We start from the raw sequence: 20,622 nt of genomic DNA, 5'->3' as shown, positions 1-20,622 counted from the left end.
CGGGGTCCCCGGACCTGTCCGCAGACCATACCCACCTGACCCGCTCGACGCGGGGCCAGGCCGGGACCAGAATTTTTTGAGAGGAGCGCATCATGGCAGATCCAGCACGCGCCGCACGACTGGCGCAGCGCATCAAGGTGATCGTGGCCGAGGCGCTGCGTCGCCGGGTCAAGGATGAGCGCGCAGAGCTGATCACCGTCACCGACGCCCGCGTGACCAACGATCTCCAGCACTCCACGGTGTACTACACCGTCATGGCTCCGGACGAGGAGTCCCGCGCAGGTGCCGAGGCCGTCCTGGCCGCGAACCAGGGAACCCTGCGCCACGAGCTCGGCCGGCAGCTCAACATCCGGCTGACCCCGACCCTGGAGTTCGTCGCCGACGAGATCCCCGAGTCCGCCGCGCACATGGAGGACCTGCTCCGCAAGGCCCGCGAGCAGGACGAACAGGTCGCCGCCCTGCGCAAGGACGCCCAGCCCGCCTCTGAGGAGAAGCCCTACCGCTGGCAGGTCGAGGAAGAGTCTGACTCTTCCGACGAGGACTCGTCCGACGAGGCCTCCGACGACGCCGGCCGCTCCAGCGCCGCAGATCGCTGAACGCAGATAGGCCACGGCTGAATACCTATGGGGAAGAAGCAGAAGCCTGAAGAGCTGGAGGTCGGCTCCGGACTTGTCCTGGTGGACAAGCCGGCCGGCCTGACCAGCCATGACGTGGTCGGGAAGATCCGCAAGCTCGCCGGGACCCGCAAGGTGGGTCATGCCGGCACGCTGGATCCGATGGCCACAGGCGTCCTGGTGGTCGGGATCAACCGCGCCACCAGGCTGCTGACCCATATCGTCGGGGTGGACAAGACCTACACCGCCACCGTGCGGCTGGGCCAGTCCACCTCCACCGACGACGCCGAGGGCGAGATCCTGCAGACCCGCTTCGCCAGCGCGGTGACTCCGCAAGACATCACCGCCGAGATCGCAAAGCTCACCGGCGCGATCCAACAGGTCCCCGCCACCGTCTCAGCGATCAAGGTGGACGGCCAGCGCGCCCATGCCCGGGCGCGCGCCGGCGAAGAGGTCGCGCTGAAGTCCCGCAGCGTCACCGTGCACCACTTCGAGGTCTTCGACATCCGCCGGATCGACGGCGGCAAGCTCATCGACGTCGACATCGAGGTCCGGGTCTCTTCGGGCACCTATGTGCGGGCCCTGGCCCGGGATCTGGGCGAGGCGCTCGACGTCGGCGGTCACCTCACCGCGCTGCGCCGCACCGCCGTGGGCTCCTACAGCATCGACCAGACCCTGACCCTGGACCAGCTGGGTGAGGACTTCGGCTACATCGGCCTCGCCGAAGCCGCCGAGCACCTCTTCCCGAAGCGTCAGCTCACCGCCGAGGAGACCGAGAACCTCGGCTACGGCCGTCGGATCACCGCCTCCGGCACCGGAGCGGATCCTCAGCTCACCGCCGCCTTCGCTCCCGACGGCGAGCTGGTCGCGCTGCTGATCGACGTGCCCGCCAAGAAGGGCGCCTCCGCCTCACCGGACGCCGCCCACGCCGCGGACTCCGAATCCACCGACTACCAGGCCAAGCCCGAGCTGGTCTTCGCGATCACCACGCCCACCGGGTCGGCGCCCTCCGGGACGCAGGGCCCGAGTGACGGAACATCAGATGCCGGAACCTCAGGTGCAGGAACCTCACGTGCCGGAGCCTCAGGTGCAGGGACGGCAGAGGCCGGAGCGCCTGATCCCGGAACCGGCGTCACACAGCCCCCCGGAGCTGCCGGATGACGGTGATGTTCCTCATAGGCACCATCGTCTGTGGGCTCTCCGTGCTGGTCTGCTGGGTGATGACCGCAGCCCGGGATCACCCCGCGGATTCCTCGATCATCTCGCTGGCCGCCATCGAGCTCTACCTCCTCGCCTACGGCATCTACGCCGGGATCCGGCAGATCGGCGGAGCCTCGGTGGCCGGCGAGGCCTGGGAGTTCTGGGGTTATATTCTCACTGCACTCCTGCTTCCGGTGGGCGTGTTCATCTGGGCCATGATCGACAAGACCCGCTGGTCCAACCTGGTGATGAGCTTCGTCGGGCTCGTCGTGTTCGTGATGGTCTACCGCTTGGAGGAGATCTGGTGGGGAAGCGCATTATGACCCAGTCGCCGCAGGGTGCCCCGAGAAACGCCTCGCCGACCCCGCGCAACCGCGGGGTCGGGATGCTGATCATCACCGCCTACGGCATCTTCGCGGTCTCCTCCTTCGCCCGAGCGCTCTATCAGATCCTCACCGACTTCGACGCCTCCCCGGTGTCCTACTCGCTCAGCGCCTTCGCCGCCGGGGTCTACATCGTCGCGACCCTGGCCCTGGCCCGCATCGGCACCCGCGCCTGGCTCGTCGCGCTGATCGCCGTGCTGGTCGAGCTGACCGGAGTGCTCGGCGTCGGACTGTGGACCTACCTGGACCCCGAGCTGTTCAACGAGGCCACCGTCTGGTCCCACTTCGGTGAGGGCTACGGGTTCATCCCGCTGCTGCTGCCCTTCGTCGGCCTCTTCTGGCTGCTGCGGCACCGGCCCGGCACCGAGGCCGCACGAGGTCCCCAGGGATGAGCGATAGGCTGAGCGACGTGCAGTTCTGGAACGGTCTTGAAGAGGTCCCTCGCGGGCTCGGACCCACCGCAGTGACCATCGGCAACTTCGACGGCGTCCACCTGGGTCACCAGGAGGTCCTGACCCGCCTGGTCGCCGCCGCCCACGATCAGGCCGACGCCGACGCGCAGGCCGTGGCGATCACCTTCGACCCGCACCCGCTGCAGGTCCACCGCCCGGATGAGTCCCCGGTGATGCTCACCGGCACCGCGGAGAAGATCCAGCGCCTCGCCGAGACCGGCATCGACGCGCTGCTGGTGCTGCACTACAACCTCGACCTCGCCGGCCTCACCGCGGAGGAGTTCGTCAAGACCTATTTCGTGGACACGCTGAACGCCTCTGTGGTGGTCATCGGCCACGACGTGCGCTTCGGCCGCGGCAACTCCGGGAACTTCGAGACCATGGTCGAGCTGGGGCACCGCTACGGCTTCACCGTGCTCGGCGTGGACGACTTCGCCCTGAGCGGGCACTCGGTGGCCGAGACCGAACGCCGCTGCTCCTCGACCTGGGTGCGCGAAGCTCTGGACGCCGGAGATGTCGCCGCCGCCGCCGAGGTGCTCGGCCGGCCCCACGCCGTGCTCGGCGAGGTGGTCCACGGGGCAGCCCGCGGCCGCGACCTCGGCTTCCCGACCGCGAACCTGGGCAGCGACTCCGAGGGCATGATCCCCGCCGACGGCGTCTACGCCGGCTGGCTGGTCGACGCCGCCGGCGCCCGCTGGCCCGCGGCGATCTCCGTGGGTTCGAATCCCACGTTCCACGGCGTCGAGCGCGTGGTGGAGTCCCACGTGATCGACCGGCCCACCGAGGCGGTGGAGGACTTCGACCTCTACGGCCAGCATGTGCGGGTGGAGTTCATCGAGCGGCTGCGCGGCATGGTCGCCTATGAAGGCGTGGAGAAGCTGGTCGAGCAGATGTACCAGGACGTGGAGCAGACCCGCCAGGTCCTCGCCCGGCTGCCCGCCGAGTAGACCCGGGTCCGGCAGTGCCCTCCCGTCCCAAACACCGGCCCGCGCAGCAGGCGCTGATCAGCGACCCGGAACGACGACGCCGCCTGGCCGCCTCCTTCGCCGATGACACCTCGCTGGACGAGGCCTGGCGCTATGACGCCCTCCGGCCCCGCTATCCGCGCCCGGTGGTGGATCGGCTGCTGGACGCGGCGGCGACAGATCACCCCGTCATCGCCGACCTCGGCGCCGGCACCGGGATCCTCACCCGGGCGCTGCTGGCCCGCGGCGCGCACGTCCACGCGGTCGAGCCGTCTATGGCGATGACCGAGGTGCTGCGCGCACGCTGCACTGAGCAGGCCGCCGTCGATGAAAGCGGGCAGCCCGCCCGGCCGGAGACTCGGCAGGACGATGAGCACGCCCGGCTGCAGGTGCACCGCACCACGGCGGAGGCGACCGGGCTGGCCGAGGCGAGCTGCGACGTCGTCGTCGCCGCCCAGGCCTGGCACTGGTTCGATGACGCGCTGGTCCAAGGGGAGGTGCGCCGGATCCTGCGCGCCGGGGGAGTGCTCGCCGTGGTGGCGAACTATCTGGACACCTCGATGCCCTGGGTGCACCGGCTGACCCGGATCATGCGCGCCGGAGACGTCTACCGACCTGGCTGGACCCCACCGGTGAACCCGGTCCACTTCACCGCCTGGGAGACCACCCCACACCACTGGGAGCGGCAGGTCACCCCGGAGCAGATCCGGCAGCTCTCCACCACGCTGAGCTCCTGGCTCTCGGCCGAGGAGCCCGCACGGGCCCGCCGTCGGGCGAACCTCGACTGGTACCTCGATGAGCACCTCGGCCTGCCGCCGGGGGAGCCGGTCACGCTGCCGTACCTCACCGTGCTGCACACCAGCGTTTCCCGTGTGCCAGGGGCTCCTGTATCGTAGGAAGGTCGCTTCGGCGACATCGTCATGCTGCAGTCCGCGGTGGCTGACACTGGTCCCTGGCCCTCACGGGCAAAGCCCGGTCCTGTTCGCGGTACAACAATGAAGGAGCTCTTCCATGGCTTTAGATCCCGTTATCAAACAGGAGATCATCAAGGAGTACGCAACTTCCGAGGGTGACACTGGTTCACCCGAGGTTCAGGTTGCGGTTCTGACACGTCGGATCTCCGACCTCACCGAGCACCTGAAGGTGCACAAGCACGATCACCACACCCGTCGCGGTCTGATGATCCTGGTGGGTCGCCGTCGTCGTCTGCTGAAGTACCTTGCTGCTACGGACATCGAGCGCTACCGTTCGCTGATCAAGCGTCTCGGTATCCGCCGATGAGCTTCAGCGTCAAACGCTGATCACCAAGCAACGAACCAGGCGGCTCCTTACACGGTCTTCAAGACCGTAGGAGCCGCCTGCTTTGTATGCGAGACTAGTGGGTGGCGCACCCGCCAGTGAGAGGGATCGAACTCATATGTTCCGGTCCTCGGTAGTAGCCTCCGGGAGGCACGACACGTGCCAGGCCCGTGGGCTTCGATCGATGACCGACCATATGTACGCAGATCCTTTCCTCTCACTGGCTCGCCAGTAATGCACGCAACTGAGAGGAGACACCTGTAATGCAGGGTCCCGAGATTCACTACACCGAAGCCGTGATCGACAACGGATCATTCGGTACACGCACGATTTCCTTCGAGACCGGCCGCCTCGCCAAGCAGGCCGCCGGTTCCGTCCTGGTCACCATGGACGACGACACCACGCTGCTCTCGGCCACCACGGTGGGCAAGTCCCCCCGTGAAGGCTTCGACTTCTTCCCGCTGACGGTCGACGTCGAAGAGCGCATGTACGCCGCAGGTCGCATCCCCGGCAGCTTCTTCCGTCGCGAGGGTCGCCCCTCCACCGACGCGATCCTGGCCTGCCGCCTGATCGACCGCCCGCTGCGCCCCGCGTTCAAGAAGGGCATCCGCAACGAGGTTCAGGTCGTCGAGACCGTCCTCTCGATCAACCCGGATGACCTCTACGACGTGGTCGCCATCAACGGCGCCTCGATGTCCACCCAGCTCTCCGGTCTGCCGTTCTCCGGCCCGATCGGTGCAGTCCGCGTGGCGCTCATCGACAACGGCTCCGGCGCCCAGTGGGTCGCCTTCCCGAAGCACTCGCAGCTCAAGGACGCCGTGTTCAACATGGTCGTCGCCGGGCGCGTCGTAGGCGATGACATCGCCGTGCTGATGGTCGAGGCCGAAGCCACCGATGACTCCTGGAAGCTCATCAAGGAGCAGGGCCGCACCGCCCCGACCGAGGACATCGTGTCCGAGGGCCTCGAGGCTGCCAAGCCGTTCATCAAGGTCCTCTGCGACGCACAGGCAGACCTGGCAGCTCGCGCCGCCAAGCCCGCCATCGACATCCCGACCTTCGTGGACTACGAGGATGACGTGCTGGCAGCGGTGGAGTCCTCCGCCGCCGAGCGTCTGAGCGCGGTCTACCAGATCGCCGACAAGCAGGAGCGCGACGCTGCTGACGCCGAGCTCAAGGCCGAGGTCCGCGAGGAGCTCGCCGGCGAGGGCAAGCCGTTCGAGGGTCGCGGCGGCGAGGTCGCCAAGGCCTTCGGCGCAGTGACCAAGCAGGTCATCCGCCAGCGGATCCTGCGCGATCAGGTCCGCATCGACGGCCGCGGTCTGACGGACATCCGCCAGCTCACCGCCGAGGTCGAGGTCCTTCCCCGCGTGCACGGCTCGGCCATCTTCGAGCGCGGCGAGACCCAGATCATGGGTGTCACCACGCTGAACATGCTCAAGCTGGAGCAGAACATCGACTCGCTGTCGCCGGTGAAGACCAAGCGCTACATGCACAACTACAACTTCCCGCCGTATTCGGTCGGTGAGACCGGCCGCGTGGGTTCGCCCAAGCGCCGCGAGATCGGACATGGTGCTCTTGCTGAGCGCGCCATCACCCCGGTGCTGCCCTCCCGCGAGGAGTTCCCCTACGCGATCCGCCAGGTCTCTGAGGCCCTGGGCTCCAACGGCTCCACCTCGATGGGTTCGGTCTGCGCCTCGACGCTGTCCATGCTCAACGCCGGTGTGCCGCTGAAGGCTCCGGTCGCAGGCATCGCCATGGGCCTGGTCTCCGACCAGGTCGACGGTGAGACCCGCTACGCCGCACTGACCGACATCCTCGGCGCCGAAGATGCTTTCGGCGACATGGACTTCAAGGTCGCCGGCACCTCCGAGTTCGTCACAGCCATCCAGCTGGACACCAAGCTCGACGGCATCCCGGCTTCGGTGCTCTCCGCAGCGCTGAAGCAGGCCCGCGAGGCTCGCCTGCACATCCTGAGCGTCATGGCAGCTGCCATCGACGCCCCGGATGAGATGTCCGAGTTCGCACCGCGCATCATCTCGGTGATGGTCCCCGTGGACAAGATCGGCGAGGTCATCGGCCCGAAGGGCAAGATGATCAACCAGATCCAGGAGGACACCGGCACCGACATCTCGATCGAAGATGACGGCACCGTGCTGATCGGCGCGACCAACGGCGAAGCTGCTGAGGCAGCCCGCGCCGCGGTCAACGCGATCGCCAACCCGCAGGTCCCTGAGATCGGCGAGCGGTACCTGGGCACCGTGGTCAAGCTGACCACATTCGGCGCGTTCATCTCGCTGACCCCGGGCAAGGATGGCCTGCTGCACATCTCCGAGCTGCGCAAGCTCAACGAGGGCAAGCGCGTGGACGACGTCGAAGACGTCGTCAGCGTCGGCCAGCGCATCCAGGTCGAGATCTCCAAGGTCGATGACCGCGGAAAGCTCAGCCTGGCACCCGTCGTCGAAGGTGACGGCTCTTCGGAGTCGGACAACGCCGACGCGTGATCCGCTTCTAGCGTGAACGGCTCCAGCTGAGAGGCTGAGCCGCGAGGACGGCCGGTGAGGTTCCCTGTGGGGGATCTCGCCGGCCGTTCTTGTGCGTCCGGGAGCTGCGGGAGCTATGAGGTGGATGATCCGCACCGAAAGGGCAGTTTGTGGCGTTATGACGCGCCTGGAAGCGCCGCTGAGCGCCGCAAAGTGCCCAACGGATGGTGGATCGAGGGTGCAGGGTCGCGTTTCATGCGCGGCAGGATGAGGTCCATGCACCAGGGGCCATGCACCTGAGCCATGCACCAGGCACCAGGCAGCGGCATGGCTGTTCCTGATCCGTTGTCTATGCCTTCCTGCCGTGACTACTCTGGCCCTTTCATCGGCAGTCGACAGCTGCTGCGGAGAGCACTGCTGGACAGCATTCAGGAGCCCACCATGACTGAGTCCGTGAAGGCGCCCGAACCTGTCGCCTCATTCATCGATGTGGTGACCCGCCACGACCGGCCGGCTTTCCTGGAGGCCTGGACCGAGGCTCATCCGTCACGCTTCACGTCTCGCGCCGTGGGGGAGAAGCTGACACCGATGACCATCCGCGAGGGTTGAACGCGATGGCCGGGGCGCAGATGCGCCTCGGGCTCGCGCCGATGCGGCCGAGGGATCCCTCCGAGCAGCACCGCGGAGCGTCCCCGCTGGAGCTGTTCTTCGACCTGGTCTTCGTGGTCGCAGTGGCGCAGGCCTCGGGTGCGCTGCACCACGCCGAGTCTGAGCAGCGCATCGCCGACGGTGTGGGTGCGTATCTGATGGTGTTCTTCGCGATCTGGTGGGCGTGGATGAACTTCACCTGGTTCGCCACGGCGTTCGACACCGACGACTGGCTCTACCGGGTGCTGACCATCTTCCAGATGAGCGGGGCGCTCCTGCTGGCGGCGGGTGCGGAGACAGCGATGACCGAGGGTGACTATGTCCTGGTCACCTGGGGCTACGTGATCATGCGACTGCCGCTGGTCGCCCAATGGCTTCGAGCCTCTCGGGGGGAGCCGGAGCTGCGGCGAACCGCGCTGACCTACGCGACGGGGATTACCGTGGTGCAGCTGCTCTGGCTCGTCCGCCTCGCCCTGCCCGAGCACTGGGGTACCCCAGTGTTCCTGGTCCTGGTGCTCGCTGAGCTCTCTGTGCCGATTCTTGCTGAACGGTCCCGCTCCACACCCTGGCACCCGCATCACATCTCGGAACGCTACGGACTCTTCACCCTGATCCTGCTGGGCGAATCCATTCTCGCGTCCACCAACGCCGTCATCGATGCGGCTCAGGACACTGAACGGATGGGGTCGCTGATCATGATCGCCGTGTGTGGCCTGATGATCGCGGCCGGCATGTGGTGGATCTACTTCGCGCGGGGCCACCACAGCCACTTCCAGCGGCTCCGCAACACGCTGGTCTTCGGGTATGGCCACTATGCGATCTTCGCCGCCGCCGGTGCGTTCTCCGCGGGCATCGAGGTTGCCATCGACTACGACATCTCCGCGACGGGGCTCGCGGCAGCTGAAGCCGCCGCCACGCTCACGGTCCCGGTGGGTGTGTTCATCCTCGGCGTCTGGTTCCTCACGCTGCGCGACTCGCTCACCCCGGCCCAGAACCTGCTGATGCCGGTCCTGGCGGTCGGGATCGCGCTCAGCGCGTTCGCCCCGCAGAGCCTGCTGCTGACAACGGGAGCGGTGATCGGGCTCGTCGTCGCCCTGGAGCTGGGCACCCCGCCCGGTGCGGCTGCCGGAGCCGGGCCAGCCAGCGCTGAAACTTCCACCTCTTGAGACAGGAGCCGAGGCCCTGTCTCAGGAGGCCTGACTCCCGCCGCCTGGCTTCCTCGCTTCACCCTGCGCGGGCGTCCGCTCCATCGAGTGGGCGATATGAGGGATTTTCGTGCCCCGAACGTGCCGAAGAGGCGCCCAATTCGCCCACTGGATGACGGGCCGGCGGGCGGGCATCCCTCCGTCCGGCTCGGCCGGCAGTCGTTCGTCCCTGTCGCCCATCAGTGTGCGATTCGACCGCCGATTCGGCCGGTTGTCCCCGAAATTCCTGCACAGACTGCACACTCGATGGCTCAGAAGGGTTTGTGGGCACGATCTCGCGTGGCAGGGTGGATTCTATGGACCATGTAGTGGGATGGCTGTTCCTCGGCTTCTGGGTGGTGCTCGGCGTGGCGATCGTGGTCCGCCTGGTGCTGGCCCTCCGACGACGACGCCGCGGCTCCTCGCTGCGGGATTCGGTGCTGCGCCCGGTGCTCGCCGCGGGCACGGCCGGCGTCTTGCCCACCCTGGACACCCGCACCACCGAGCACCTCGAGCACGCGCATGGGGGAGCGGGACATCATGTCGGGACGTCGCTCGTGGAGCCCTGGCCGGGGGAGCCCGAGGAGCTTAGTGAGTCCGGGGAGACCCGCCAGCCGGAGAAGTCCCAGCCGGGCCAGCCCCGCGATCGACCTCAGGATCGACCCGAGGATCAGTCCCCGGAGTAGTCCCGGGCGTTGCTGACGCCCAGCGCGTTCGCCACGGCGGCGAGGATGATCAGCAACGCGGCGACCAGCGGCACCAGAGCGGCGATCTGCGTCCCGAAGCCTTCGGCGAGGTAGCCGGTGATCGCTGAGGATGAGGACTGTCCGATCACGATCGCCGTGGTCAGCAGCGACATGACCGTGGTGGACCGCCCGCGCGGACTGCGCTCGGCCACCAGGCTGAACTGGGTGACCAGGGTCGGGCCGATGCCCACGCCCATCACCAGCAGCACCAGCAGCAGGATCGGCAGCGCCGAGGCGAACTGTAGTCCGACGGTGCCCAGCAGCAGCACCCCGCCGAAGCTCAGCCAACGGGCCTCCAGGCTGAAGCTCGCTGGGAACAGGGCCGCAGCCAGGGCGAAGACCGCGGAGCCGATGCCCATCGCGCCATAGACCAGTCCGGCGCGTTCGGCGTAGCCGAGATCGGCCATGAAGGAGGTCAGCGTGGTCAGAGTGGATCCGAAGATCAGTCCGATGCCCAGCGCGCCAGCCATCAGCACCAGCAGCCGCGGCGCGAACAGTGACCGCACCGGGGCGGGCTCCTGGTCCGTGGCGGCGTTCTTGGGCACCGCGTCCGCGGTGCGGTGCAGCGCGAAGGTGATCAGGAAGCACAGGGTCAGGATCGCCGCGCCGATCATCGGCGCCGCCCCGCCGAGGGTGGCGGCGAGCAGGCCCACGATGACCGGGCCGAACACGAAGGTGATCTCATCGGCGGCGGACTCATACGCCATCGTGGAGTTCATGGTCTTCTGCTGCCGCGCGGGGGGCAGCTCACGGAAGATCACGCCCACCAGCCGGCTGCGCGACATCGGTGGCACCTGCGGGGCGGTGGCCCCGACGAAGAAGGCCGAGGTCAGCACGGCCCAGGTGCCGAACGGGCTGTAGACCACCCAGGCCATCGCCAGCAGCGAGAGGCTGCTGGCGGCACCGGCGATCAGCAGCACCCGGCGCTGGCCCCAGCGGTCCGCGGCGGCGCCGATGAGCGGGCCGAAGATCGCGGTGCCCAGCCCGACCATGGCCGAGGTCACCCCGCCGAGGCTGATCGAGTCGCGGGCGGCCACCACCAGGGTGAGCACCCCGACCACCATCATCGCGTAGGGGAAGCGGGCGAGCAGGGCCACCGGGAAGTAGTCGGGTCCGACGGCGCCGCGCAGGGTCACCTGCGACTCGGCGCCCGGAAAGCGCGCAGCGGATTCAGTCCTCGGTGCGGCGCTCGACGCGGCGTCTGGCTGGGTTCCAGGATCGGTTCCCGGGTGGGATTCAGGCGCAGCATCCGGCTCTGTGGCGGGCGGCTGGGCGTCGTCGTACTTCTTCGCGGGCATGCTGCGGGTCCTCCGGTGTCGGCTCTGGCGTGCTCAGTGCCGCCTTGACCCCGCATCAGCGCCTCGGGACGCGGCCGGAATCAGGTAGATACACACAAGTGCTGCTCGCGTCCGCACGCAGGCCGCCAGAAGCGGGCCCGGGGGAGGGCAGGACTCCAGCGTACCGGCTGATGTTTCTCCCGGGTTAACTTCGTCTCTCAACTCACACCCATCCCGGTCAAGGAGCCCCGAGAACCGGCCTCTAGGTCTCAGATTTGTATACCCCCTGGGGTATATGCGAGAGTATTGCTATACCCCCTGGGGTATCCACTGACTTTCAAGGAAGGGGAGCGATCTGATGCTTCTGGAACGGATCTACGACGAGGACCTGGCCCAGGCCAGCTACTTCATCGGCTGCCAGGCCAAGGGCGAGGCCATCGTCATCGACGCCCGCCGCGACATCAGCGAGTACCTCGAGCTCGCCGCCCGCCACGGCATGCGCATCACCGCCGTGGCCGAGACCCACATCCACGCCGACTACCTCTCCGGCACCCGGGAGCTGGCGGCGGCCGCGAACGCGGAGGCCTACGTCTCCGGCGAGGGCGGCGAGGACTGGCAGTACGGCTTCGACGCCACCCGACTGACCCACGGCGACACCATCACCCTGGGCAACATCACCCTCGAGGCCCGCCACACCCCCGGCCACACCCCGGAGCACCTGGTGTTCCTGGTTACCGACGGGGCCTTCAGCACCGAGCCCGGCTACCTGATCTCCGGCGACTTCGTCTTCGCCGGCGACCTGGGCCGCCCTGACCTGCTCGACGAGGCCGCCGGGGGAGTCGACACCCGATTCGCCGGCGCCCAGCAGCTCTTCACCAGCCTCAAGGAGCAGTTCCTCACGCTGCCCGACCACGTGCTGGTCTACCCGGGGCACGGCTCCGGCAGCGCCTGCGGCAAGGCTCTGGGCGCACTGCCCGCCACCACCGTCGGCTACGAGCGGAGCAACGCCTGGTGGTCCAAGCACCTGGCCGACGACGACGAACAGGGGTTCATCGGTGAGCTCCTCGACGGCCAGCCTGACGCCCACGCCTACTTCGGCCGGATGAAGCGCGAAAACCGCGACGGCCCGGCCGTGCTCGGACCGCTGAGCCCGCTCGAGGCGCTCACCTCGGACCAGGTGCGCAGCGCCCTGGAGGAGGACCGCGCGATCTTCGTCGACACCCGCGCCAACGACCAGGTCAAGCAGGGCACCGTCCTGGGTGCGCTCAACATCCCGGCCGGCGGCAAGTTCGCCAGCTTCGGCGCCTGGGCCTATGACCCGGAGACCGAGACGAAGCCGCTGATCCTGCTCGCCGACGGTCAGGACCAGGCCCACGTGATGCGAGATCACCTGATGCGGGTCGGCATCGACGCGGTCAAGGGCTACACGATCAGCCTCGCAGACCTCCCGCCGACCCAGCCGGCCACCATCACCCCCGCCGAGCTGGCAGACTTCGAGCCCGCGCTGCTGCTGGATGTGCGTAACAAGTCCGAGCACACAGAAGGCCACGTCCCGGGCTCCAAGCAGCTCAGCGCCGGACGCGTGCTCTGGCACCAGGACGAGCTGCCCACCTCCGGTCCGATCGTCACCTACTGCCAGTCCGGGGTCCGGAACTCCGTCGCCGCCAGCGCGCTGCGCCGGGCCGGTCACGACGTCCGGGAGCTCATCGGCAGCTACGCCGGATGGTCCGACTGGAACACATCCGACTGATCCGATTGTTCTGGTCAGACACGAACCACCTACTTCTCGAGAGGCACCACCAGCCCTATGGCACACCCCACCACCAGCACCAGCACCCGTCAGTACAGCAGCCCGAACATCAGCACCCCGACGACGGCGGCCGCGTCTCCGATGAGCCCCACCGAACTCGCCGAGAAGCTCAGCTCGGCGAGCGCACCGCTGCTGCTCGACGTGCGCACCCCCGCGGAGCACGAGTCGCTGCGGGTCCCCGGGTCCCACAACGTCCCACTGGATCTGCTGCAGAAGAACACCGAGACCCTGGCCGATCAGCTCACCGGTGAGATCGTGCTGATCTGCCAGACCGGCAACCGCGCCAACCAGGCCCTGCAGCACCTGCGCGCTGCAGGAGTGGACACCGCGCGGGTGCTCGACGGCGGCGTCGTCGCCCTGGAGGCCCAGCACAGCCAGCACACCCAGCGGGGTCAGCAGCGCTGGGCCATGGACCGTCAGGTCAGGATGGTCGCCGGCTCCCTGGTGCTCACCGGGTTCCTCGGCGGCAAGCTCATCTCCCCGAAGGTCGGCTACCTGGCCGGTGCGATCGGTGCCGGGCTGACCTTCTCGGCGCTGACCGATTCCTGCGCGATGGCCGCGGCGCTGAACAAGATGCCGTGGAACAAGGTCGAGGCTGACCCGACCGTGGAGAAGCTGCTGGCCGAGATCCCGCGCTCCACCGCGATCCAAGCAGCCCAGACTCAGGCAGCCCAGGCTCAGTCAGCCCAGGCTCAGGCCTCCCAGACCCCGGCGTCGCGGGGGTGAGCGGCGGCCTGATCCTGGCGATGATCCTCGCCGTCGGGATCGGCATCTCGCTGGGGCTGCTCGGTGGCGGGGGCACGATCCTGGCGGTCCCGCTGCTGACCTACGTGGCCGGGATGCCGCCGAAGGAGGCGATCGCTGCCTCGATGTTCATCATCGGGGTGACCTCCGCGGTCAGCGTGGTCGCCCACGCCGGGCGCGGCAACGTGCAGTGGCGCACCGGGTTCATCTTCGGCGCCGCCGCGATGGTCGGAGCCTTCGGCGGCGGGCTGTTGGGGAGTCGACTGCCCAGCGTGGTGCTGATGGTGGCCTTCGGCATCATGATGGTCGCCACTGCACTGGCCATGATCCTGGACCGCCGGGTGAAAGCCTCCGGCGCGCCTCGGAAGAAGCTCCCGCTGGCCAAGATCCTCATCGAAGGACTGGTGGTGGGACTGGTCACCGGCATGGTCGGCGCCGGCGGCGGATTCCTGGTGGTCCCGGCGCTGGTGCTGCTGGGCGGGCTCTCGATGCCCGCCGCGGTGGGCACCTCGCTGCTGATTATCTCGATGAAGTCCTTCACCGGGCTCGCCGGGTACCTGACGGAAGTGAGCATCGACTGGGGTCCGGTGCTGATCATCACCGCGATCACGGTGATCGGCGCGCTGCTCGGCACCGCGTTCGGCAAGCATGTGCCCGAGAAGGCGCTGAAGAAGGCCTTCGGGTATCTGGTGCTGGCCATGGGCGTCGTGGTGTTCCTCCAGGAGCTGCCCCTGGCCTACGGTGTCGGAGCCGCCGTGGTGATCCTCGCGCTGCTCGGCACCCTGATGTACCGCCGGCGCCGTGAGCAGCTGGCATCATAGAGACGAATCAGTGCGAGCAGCAGGGAGAGATTGATGAGAGAAGCCGATCCGGAGACACAGCGCAAGATCGTGAACCGCCTCAAGCGGGCTCGCGGGCAGCTGGACTCGGTGATCAACGCCGTGGAGAACGGCGGAAGCTGCCGCGATGTGGTCACCCAGCTCGCGGCCGTGTCCACCGCCCTGGACCGCGCCGGATTCAGCGTGGTCTCCTCGGCGATGCAGTTCTGCATCACCGACCCCGAAGCAGCCGCCGAGACCGAGGACGGGCTGACCGTGGAAGAGCTCGAGAAGCTCTTCCTTTCGCTCTCCTGAACCGGGCCGCGTACCTGACAGCGCGCACCTGACGCCGCAGACATGAGAGGACAGGCATGACGCTGCTGATCATGGGATCGGTGAACCGCGACATCACCGCGCAGCTGCCTGAGTTCCCGCAGCCCGGGGAGACGCTGCTGGCCACCGCGTCGGAGACCGCCACCGGCGGCAAGAGTGCGAACCAGGCCGTGGCCGCCGCGCTGGTCGGTGCCGAGGCGCACCTGATCGCCCGCTGCGGACCCGACGCCGCGGGAGCTGACGCCGTCTCCTCGTTACGTGACGCCGGGGTCCACATCGACGCGGTCACCCCGGGCCGCGGCGCGCAGGGGATGGCGTTCATCACCGTGCGCGCCGACGGGGAGAACACCATCGTGGTGGTCCCTGGCGCCAACGCGGAGCTGACAGCCCATGACTGCCCGCAGGAGCTGCTCGAGCGGGCGGACTGGATCCTGTTCAGCCTCGAGGTCCCGCTGGACACGGTCCTGGAGAGTTCGGCGCGGGCGCGCGCAGCAGGGGTCAAGGTCGCGCTGAACGCCTCACCGCTGACCGGGCAGCCGCTGGACCTGCGCGACGTGGACCTGGTGATCGCCAACGAAGGTGAGGCCGCCCAGCTGCTCAGCCACGCCACCCACGCCGGCGTGGACTCCGACAGTGCCGCCCAGGGCTCACGACCGGGGAAGCCGCCGCCCGGAGACTTCGCCGCGGCGCTGGGCCTCGAGACCCTGATCGTCACGCTCGGAGCGCAGGGGGCAAGTATCCATGAAGCAGGCCGGGACCCGGCCCGCGTCCCCAGCGTAGAGGTGGACGCGGTGGACACCAGCGGCGCCGGCGATGCCTTCGCGGGTGCGCTGCTCGGACGCCTGACCCGCGGGGACAGCCTGGAGACCGCGGCAGCGATCGCCTCCCGGTTCGCCGCCTCGGCGACCACCAGGGTGGGCGCCCAGGCCTCCTACCCGCGGGACTTCCGGCTCGGCGGTCCGGCGGGGGTCACAGTCGCGACAGGTTCGTGACCGCCGGCCCTTCCAGCAGCTCCCCATCGGCGGCGAAGCGTGAGCCGTGCAGCGGGCAGTCCCAGGACAGCGCCGCATCGTTCCACTTCAGCACCCCGCCCAGGTGAGGGCAGATCGCGGAGACCTTGCAGGTCTGACCCTCCACGGTGGAGACCCCTACGGGCCTGCCGTGATCGCGGCCCACAGCGCCCTCACCCTCGGCAGGAGTCTCCTCGGGCAGCGCGCGCAGCTCGGCGCCGACCCAGCCGGCCAGCATAGTGCCGCCCACCTCGAGGTTGTCCTTGATCCCGGTGACCACGTCCGCCGGGGTGACCATCCGCTTGCTCAGCGTCTCGGCCCAGGCCATGTGCCCGCCGAGGATCTGCGCGGCGACTGCCAGCGCGGAGGCCACCGCGTTGCTCATGCCCCATTTGTTGTACCCGGTGGCCAGGTAGATCCGCCCGCCGCCGCGGGGCAGCGTGCCGAAGAACGGGAGGTACTGGGCGGTCCGGTAGTCCTGGGCAGACCACACGTGGGTGCGCCTGGCGCCCGGGAAATGCTCCTGCGCCCAGGCTTCGAGGTCCTCCACGGCGGCGCGCTCCGAGGGGGACCGACCGACGACGTGGTCATTGCCGCCGATCAGCAGCAGCTCCTCGCCGTTGACCGGGACGGTGCGCAGGGTCCGGCCGGGGGTGTCGGCGCTGAGGTACATGCCGTGCGGGATGCTGCCCGGAGCACCGCGCACCCGGTAGGTCATCGCGTAGGAGCGGTTGGGCTTGAGCTTGGCGAAGTAGCCGCCGCGGTCGAGCACCGGGACCCCGGTGGCGAGCATCAGCCGCGCCGCGGTCACAGGGCCCTGGGAGGTGGCGATGGTCAGCGGAGCCTCATCCACCGCGGGGTCCAGCGGGGAGCCCTCGGTGTCGTCCTCCGCAGAAGCCCGAGGCGACGTCGAGGACGCGGATGCCGGGGCGGAACCGGCGGAACCGGCGGAGCCGGCGGAGCCGGCTGCCGTGGCGCCAGCGGCGGTGGCGCCGCCAGAAGCAGCGGCGCCTGGGTCAGCAGCGGCGGCATCGTCGGGTCCGGGGGAGCCGTGAGTGGTCGCTCCGGTGACCCGTACTCCCTCGATGAGTTCCCCGCCGCGGTGGCGCAGCTCGGCGGCCAGCGCGGCCAGGACCTCCATCGGGTGGAACTGGGTCTGCTTGGCCAGGGACACGGCTCCGAGAACCTCGAACGGCAGATCGGTCTGGTCGGTCCAGGTCACCGGCAGACCCGCTGTCTGGCAGGCCTCGAACTCCTGCTGCACGGAGGAGAGCCCGGACTCTGTGGTGGCGTAGGTGTAAGCGGTGCGCTGCTGATACGGCACCTTGTGTTCGTCCATATAGCGGAGAAGCCAGGAGGCGCCCTCGTGGTTGCCGTCCACGTAGGCCTGCAGCACCTCTTCGGAGTGGTGCTTGCGGACGCTGGAGAGGGTGGTGCCTTGGAGCAGCGAGAGCTTCGCGGTGGTGTTGCCGGTGGCGACGACGCCGACCGCGCGGGCCTCCAGCACCGCGACCTTGTGCCCCGCCCGGGCGAGCAGCACCGCGGTGGTCAGCCCGGTCAGTCCGGCTCCGGCGACGACCGTGTCATAGTGCGCGCCCTCGGTGAAGGAATCGGTGGGGATGGACTCCGGGGAGTAGGTGTCCAGCCAGACCGAGCGGTGGGTCTTGGAGGGCTCATGGGCAGTGTGCGGGCTCTGCGAGTTCACAGGTGGTCCTTCCAAGGGGTGCTGCCGGTGGCCGGGAGCGCCGTCCCGGCAATGGTTCTCATCCTGGTCGGTGGAGCTGGGAGTATCCAGCATTCACGCCCGTGCACACCCTCCGCGGCACCCCTGCCGGCAGAGTCATCCTCAGGCGCAGCGCCTGATCCAGAGCCAGTCTCAGCGCCAAGCTCAGCGCTGACTCAGCCGCGCATGCCCAGCGCGAAGGGCAGCACCTCCGCCGCCCCCGCGGAGCGCAGCTCGCGTGCCGCCACGGTGAGCGTCCAGCGTGAGACCACCTCGTCATCGACCAGCAGCACCGAGGCGCCGTTGATCTGCTCGGCAAGCTCGCGGGGCACCGCGAACTTCCCCAGCAGCCCGGCCAGCCGGAAGGCGCTGTTGGTGTCAGGGGTGCTGGTGGGGCCGCCGTCGACCCATTCCAGGGACCCGGCGTAGGGCAGCCGTCCGACCTCGGCCAGCGCCCGGGCGATGGAGTCCACCAGCACCGGGTGCTTCCGTGAGGGCATCGAGACGACGACGTCGGGTCGCCGAGCCCATCCCCATCCGCTGAGCACCCGGATCGCTCCGCGCACCAGCTGCTCGGTGACCTCGGCGTCCTGCCCCTGGAGCGCCTCGCGGACCGGGGTGCCCCAGCCCAGATCGCTCAGCCGAGCGAGGGCGCGGCCGGGCTGGGACTGCGCCTCGGCCGGAAGCTTGCCCTTGAGATCGATGCCCAGAGCGTTGAGCCCGGTGGGCCACTGCTTGCGCGGGGCGATCTCCAGACCGACCCGGTCGAGGCTGTCCTTGGCCTCGGCCAGCGCCGACTGAGAGACGTCGTGCGGGAACCAGGTCTCTGCGCAGGTGTCACAGCGGCCGCAGGGCTGGGCTTCGTCGTCGTCGAGGGCGTGGGCCAGGAAGACCATCCGGCAGACCCCGGCGGGGAGCCGCTCGTAGTCGATCATGAGCTGCTGCTCGGCCCGGCGCATCGCCAGGATGGTGTCGTAGCGCTCGGCGTCGTAGGTCCAGGGGCGTCCGGTGGAGAGCCATCCTCCGGAGACCCGGCGGACGCTGCCGTCGACCTCCAGGACCTTGAGCAGCAGCTCCAGCGGGGAGCGGCGGATCTCCACCATGGCCTCGAGCTTGGCCACCGAGAGCGTGGTCTCGGGGGAGAGGGCGCCGAGCACGGCGTCGGCGCGTTCCTGGGTGGGCATGGAGGCCTGGGCGAAGTACTCCCAGATCCGGACGTCCTCCTTGCCGGGCATCAGCAGGACGTCGGCGCTGTCCACGGCACGGCCGGCACGGCCGATCTGCTGGTAGTAGGAGACCGGGGAGGAAGGCGCGCCGAGGTGCACCACGAATCCGAGGTCGGGCTTGTCGAAGCCCATGCCCAGCGCGCTGGTCGCGATCAGCGCCTTCACGGTGTTGTCCTTGAGCGCCTGCTCGAGCTGCTGGCGCTCGTCCGGGTCGGTCTGACCGGTGTAGGCGGCGACCTTATAGCCGTGGGCGTTCAGGTGCGCGGCAAGATCGGTGGCCTGGGAGATGGTCAGCGCGTAGACGATCCCGCTGCCGGTGAGGTCCTGCAGATGCTGGGTCAGCCAGGCGATGCGCTGCTCAGAGTCGGGCAGCGAGAGGACGCCCAGGCGCAGGGATTCGCGGCTGAGCGTGCCGCGCAGCACCATGACTTCCTTCTCCGGCTGCTGGGCTTCGGCGGACCCCTCGGGGGATCGTCCGGCGGATTCCCCCGCGGGGGTCAGCTGGGCGGCGATGTCGTCGACCACCCGGGAGTTCGCGGTCGCGGTGGTGGCGAGCACCGGGACCTCGGCGGGGAGGTTGCGCACGATCTCGCCGATGCGGCGGTAGTCGGGCCGGAAGTCATGGCCCCAGTCGGAGATGCAGTGGGCCTCATCGACCACCAGCATGCCCATGCGCTGCAGCAGGCCGGGGAGCACCTCGTCGCGGAAGCGCGGGTTGGCCAGGCGTTCGGGGGAGATCAGCAGCACGTCGAGCTCATCGTTGCGCAGGGACTCCATGATGGAGTCCCATTCGTGGGCGTTCGCGGAGCTCACCGCCTGCGCGCGCACCCCGGCCCGGGTGGCGGCGGCGATCTGGTCACGCATCAGCGCGATCAGCGGGGACACGATCAGGCTGACCCCGCGTCCGCGGCTGCGCAGCAGGTGGGCGGCGAGGAAGTAGACCGCAGACTTGCCCCAGCCGGTCTTCTGCACCACCAGCACCCGGCGTCGATCCTGCACCAGCGCGGAGATCGCCTCGAACTGGCCCTCGCGGAAGTCCACCTCGGCTCCGGCCAGCGCGGCCAGGCGCTCGCGGGCCTCGGTGTAGAAGGCCGGATCGCGCTCGGCGGCGGAGGAGTCAGGGCTGGCGATGTTCGTGCTGGGGATGCTCACGTGACCACTCTGTCACAGGGCTGGGACACGAGTGCCAGCGCCCCATGACAGGGCTCCGAGCACGAGAGGTGATCAGCCCAACGCCGGGTCGTCGCCCGCGGCCACGTCGTCCGCGGCGGCATCCTCCGCGCGCAGCGCCCGGGTGATCTCGACCCACCGGCGCAGGAACGCAGGCTCGTCCATCCGCCGTCGTCGCATCCAGGAGGTGACCTCGTCATTGGATTTGCTCGCATTGCAGGAGGCGCAGGCCGGGACGACGTTCTCGATCGTGTAGCGGCCGCCGCGCGAGATCGGGGAGACGCAGTCCTTCTGCAGCGGAGCCCCCTCGGCACCGCAATACGCGCAGCAGGCCCAGGCCTCGAGGATGCGGAACCACTGGTCGTTCGTCAGGTCGCTTCCCGAGGCGGCGACGCGTCTGGTCCGCCGTCGGGCCGCGCGGGCGCGACGAGTGTTCTTCACCGGCATGGCCCGAGATTAGCACCGCGGACGCCGGGAGAAACTCCCAGACACCGGGCAGTGAGGCCTGGTAGCGTTCCGGCTAAGCTGCCGCGTCAGGTC

The 20,622-nt window shown here is 68.9% G+C and carries 20 protein-coding genes; 16 read left to right on the top strand and 4 right to left on the bottom strand.

Translation table 11 applies throughout. From position 1 onward, the window contains the following. Nucleotides 1-92 precede the first annotated feature (92 nt). From rbfA to BCL67_RS08095, 11 genes are all read left to right on the top strand, one after another. Nucleotides 93-596: a 30S ribosome-binding factor RbfA gene (gene rbfA, locus BCL67_RS08140; protein WP_106122943.1), complete on the top strand. Its 504-nt coding sequence runs from the start codon at nt 93-95 to the stop codon at nt 594-596. 27 nt (nt 597-623) lie between these two features. Then, nucleotides 624-1,775 carry a tRNA pseudouridine(55) synthase TruB gene (truB, locus tag BCL67_RS08135; protein ID WP_219886453.1) on the top strand — a complete coding sequence of 384 codons (1,152 nt, stop codon included), beginning with the start codon at nt 624-626 and terminating at the stop codon, nt 1,773-1,775. Then, complete coding sequence (locus BCL67_RS08130) at nt 1,772-2,137, top strand: hypothetical protein (protein ID WP_106122942.1); 366 nt, start codon at nt 1,772-1,774, stop codon at nt 2,135-2,137. Before truB ends, BCL67_RS08130 begins: the two co-directional genes overlap by 4 nt. Continuing rightward, nucleotides 2,119-2,589, top strand: coding sequence for a hypothetical protein (locus BCL67_RS08125; RefSeq protein WP_308737986.1), 471 nt, complete (start codon nt 2,119-2,121; stop codon nt 2,587-2,589). The genes BCL67_RS08130 and BCL67_RS08125 overlap by 19 nt, the downstream gene beginning before the upstream one ends. Further along, nucleotides 2,586-3,596 carry a bifunctional riboflavin kinase/FAD synthetase gene (locus tag BCL67_RS08120; RefSeq protein ID WP_106122940.1) on the top strand — a complete coding sequence of 337 codons (1,011 nt, stop codon included), beginning with the start codon at nt 2,586-2,588 and terminating at the stop codon, nt 3,594-3,596. Before BCL67_RS08125 ends, BCL67_RS08120 begins: the two co-directional genes overlap by 4 nt. Before the next feature lie 14 nt (nt 3,597-3,610). Then, nucleotides 3,611-4,510 carry a class I SAM-dependent methyltransferase gene (locus BCL67_RS08115; protein ID WP_258174893.1) on the top strand — a complete coding sequence of 300 codons (900 nt, stop codon included), beginning with the start codon at nt 3,611-3,613 and terminating at the stop codon, nt 4,508-4,510. 115 nt (nt 4,511-4,625) lie between these two features. Further along, nucleotides 4,626-4,895: a 30S ribosomal protein S15 gene (rpsO, locus tag BCL67_RS08110; protein WP_106122939.1), complete on the top strand. Its 270-nt coding sequence runs from the start codon at nt 4,626-4,628 to the stop codon at nt 4,893-4,895. A 281-nt stretch (nt 4,896-5,176) separates the two neighbouring features. Continuing rightward, a complete protein-coding gene (locus BCL67_RS08105) occupies nt 5,177-7,414 on the top strand; it encodes a polyribonucleotide nucleotidyltransferase (protein ID WP_106122938.1) in 2,238 nt (745 codons plus the stop codon). 420 nt (nt 7,415-7,834) lie between these two features. Further along, on the top strand, nt 7,835-8,002 hold the full coding sequence (locus BCL67_RS15455) for a hypothetical protein (RefSeq protein ID WP_181255940.1): 168 nt from the start codon (nt 7,835-7,837) through the stop codon (nt 8,000-8,002). Between the two features lie 5 nt (nt 8,003-8,007). After that, a complete protein-coding gene (locus BCL67_RS08100) occupies nt 8,008-9,207 on the top strand; it encodes a low temperature requirement protein A (protein WP_258174892.1) in 1,200 nt (399 codons plus the stop codon). A 335-nt stretch (nt 9,208-9,542) separates the two neighbouring features. Then, entirely contained in the window at nt 9,543-9,911 is a 369-nt protein-coding gene (locus BCL67_RS08095; RefSeq protein ID WP_146131111.1) for a hypothetical protein, read from the top strand. Here the strand turns inward: BCL67_RS08095 and BCL67_RS08090 are convergent. Continuing rightward, a complete protein-coding gene (locus BCL67_RS08090) occupies nt 9,896-11,269 on the bottom strand; it encodes an MFS transporter (RefSeq protein ID WP_106122936.1) in 1,374 nt (457 codons plus the stop codon). The two genes, BCL67_RS08095 and BCL67_RS08090, sit on opposite strands and share 16 nt — an antisense overlap. Before the next feature lie 337 nt (nt 11,270-11,606). Between BCL67_RS08090 and BCL67_RS08085 the strand changes: the two genes are divergently transcribed. From BCL67_RS08085 to BCL67_RS08065, 5 genes are read left to right on the top strand one after another with little or no spacing between them, the layout of a single operon-like run. Beyond that, nucleotides 11,607-12,998, top strand: coding sequence for an MBL fold metallo-hydrolase (locus BCL67_RS08085; protein WP_106122935.1), 1,392 nt, complete (start codon nt 11,607-11,609; stop codon nt 12,996-12,998). Between the two features lie 57 nt (nt 12,999-13,055). Further along, a complete protein-coding gene (locus BCL67_RS08080; protein ID WP_106122934.1) occupies nt 13,056-13,784 on the top strand; it encodes a rhodanese-like domain-containing protein in 729 nt (242 codons plus the stop codon). Beyond that, on the top strand, nt 13,781-14,623 hold the full coding sequence (locus tag BCL67_RS08075) for a sulfite exporter TauE/SafE family protein (RefSeq protein ID WP_106122933.1): 843 nt from the start codon (nt 13,781-13,783) through the stop codon (nt 14,621-14,623). Before BCL67_RS08080 ends, BCL67_RS08075 begins: the two co-directional genes overlap by 4 nt. Before the next feature lie 33 nt (nt 14,624-14,656). After that, the gene (locus tag BCL67_RS08070) at nt 14,657-14,935 is read left to right on the top strand and encodes a metal-sensitive transcriptional regulator (protein ID WP_106122932.1); all 279 of its coding nucleotides are present in this window, start codon (nt 14,657-14,659) and stop codon (nt 14,933-14,935) included. 56 nt (nt 14,936-14,991) lie between these two features. Continuing rightward, nucleotides 14,992-15,945, top strand: coding sequence for a ribokinase (locus BCL67_RS08065; protein ID WP_106122931.1), 954 nt, complete (start codon nt 14,992-14,994; stop codon nt 15,943-15,945). On the opposite strand, the gene BCL67_RS15450 is transcribed toward BCL67_RS08065, so the two are convergent. From BCL67_RS15450 to BCL67_RS08050, 3 genes are all read right to left on the bottom strand, one after another. Then, nucleotides 15,923-17,668 carry an FAD-dependent oxidoreductase gene (locus tag BCL67_RS15450; protein WP_258174890.1) on the bottom strand — a complete coding sequence of 582 codons (1,746 nt, stop codon included), beginning with the start codon at nt 17,666-17,668 and terminating at the stop codon, nt 15,923-15,925. The two genes, BCL67_RS08065 and BCL67_RS15450, sit on opposite strands and share 23 nt — an antisense overlap. 194 nt (nt 17,669-17,862) lie before the next feature. Next, entirely contained in the window at nt 17,863-20,064 is a 2,202-nt protein-coding gene (locus BCL67_RS08055) for a RecQ family ATP-dependent DNA helicase (RefSeq protein ID WP_106122929.1), read from the bottom strand. A 72-nt stretch (nt 20,065-20,136) separates the two neighbouring features. Further along, the gene (locus BCL67_RS08050) at nt 20,137-20,529 is read right to left on the bottom strand and encodes an HNH endonuclease (protein ID WP_106122928.1); all 393 of its coding nucleotides are present in this window, start codon (nt 20,527-20,529) and stop codon (nt 20,137-20,139) included. Nucleotides 20,530-20,622: the final 93 nt, after the last annotated feature.

It is taken from the genome of Nesterenkonia sandarakina (genome assembly GCF_003003175.1).
Lineage (GTDB): Bacteria > Actinomycetota > Actinomycetes > Actinomycetales > Micrococcaceae > Nesterenkonia > Nesterenkonia sandarakina_A.
Note: the sequence above shows the minus strand (reverse complement) of the source record. Positions and strands in the feature narration are given on the sequence as shown.

Excerpts from the sequence above, each read along its gene's own strand:
- BCL67_RS08090 (WP_106122936.1), bottom strand. The coding sequence starts at position 11,269 with ATGCCCGCGAAGAAGTACGACGACGCCCAGCCGCCCGCCACAGAGCCG.
- BCL67_RS15455 (WP_181255940.1), top strand. The coding sequence starts at position 7,835 with ATGACTGAGTCCGTGAAGGCGCCCGAACCTGTCGCCTCATTCATCGAT.
- truB (WP_219886453.1), top strand. The coding sequence starts at position 624 with ATGGGGAAGAAGCAGAAGCCTGAAGAGCTGGAGGTCGGCTCCGGACTT.
- rpsO (WP_106122939.1), top strand. The coding sequence starts at position 4,626 with ATGGCTTTAGATCCCGTTATCAAACAGGAGATCATCAAGGAGTACGCA.
- BCL67_RS08100 (WP_258174892.1), top strand. The coding sequence starts at position 8,008 with ATGGCCGGGGCGCAGATGCGCCTCGGGCTCGCGCCGATGCGGCCGAGG.
- BCL67_RS08050 (WP_106122928.1), bottom strand. The coding sequence starts at position 20,529 with ATGCCGGTGAAGAACACTCGTCGCGCCCGCGCGGCCCGACGGCGGACC.
- BCL67_RS08130 (WP_106122942.1), top strand. The coding sequence starts at position 1,772 with ATGACGGTGATGTTCCTCATAGGCACCATCGTCTGTGGGCTCTCCGTG.
- rbfA (WP_106122943.1), top strand. The coding sequence starts at position 93 with ATGGCAGATCCAGCACGCGCCGCACGACTGGCGCAGCGCATCAAGGTG.
- BCL67_RS08095 (WP_146131111.1), top strand. The coding sequence starts at position 9,543 with ATGGACCATGTAGTGGGATGGCTGTTCCTCGGCTTCTGGGTGGTGCTC.
- BCL67_RS08070 (WP_106122932.1), top strand. The coding sequence starts at position 14,657 with ATGAGAGAAGCCGATCCGGAGACACAGCGCAAGATCGTGAACCGCCTC.
- BCL67_RS08105 (WP_106122938.1), top strand. The coding sequence starts at position 5,177 with ATGCAGGGTCCCGAGATTCACTACACCGAAGCCGTGATCGACAACGGA.
- BCL67_RS08085 (WP_106122935.1), top strand. The coding sequence starts at position 11,607 with ATGCTTCTGGAACGGATCTACGACGAGGACCTGGCCCAGGCCAGCTAC.
- BCL67_RS08080 (WP_106122934.1), top strand. The coding sequence starts at position 13,056 with ATGGCACACCCCACCACCAGCACCAGCACCCGTCAGTACAGCAGCCCG.
- BCL67_RS08120 (WP_106122940.1), top strand. The coding sequence starts at position 2,586 with ATGAGCGATAGGCTGAGCGACGTGCAGTTCTGGAACGGTCTTGAAGAG.
- BCL67_RS08065 (WP_106122931.1), top strand. The coding sequence starts at position 14,992 with ATGACGCTGCTGATCATGGGATCGGTGAACCGCGACATCACCGCGCAG.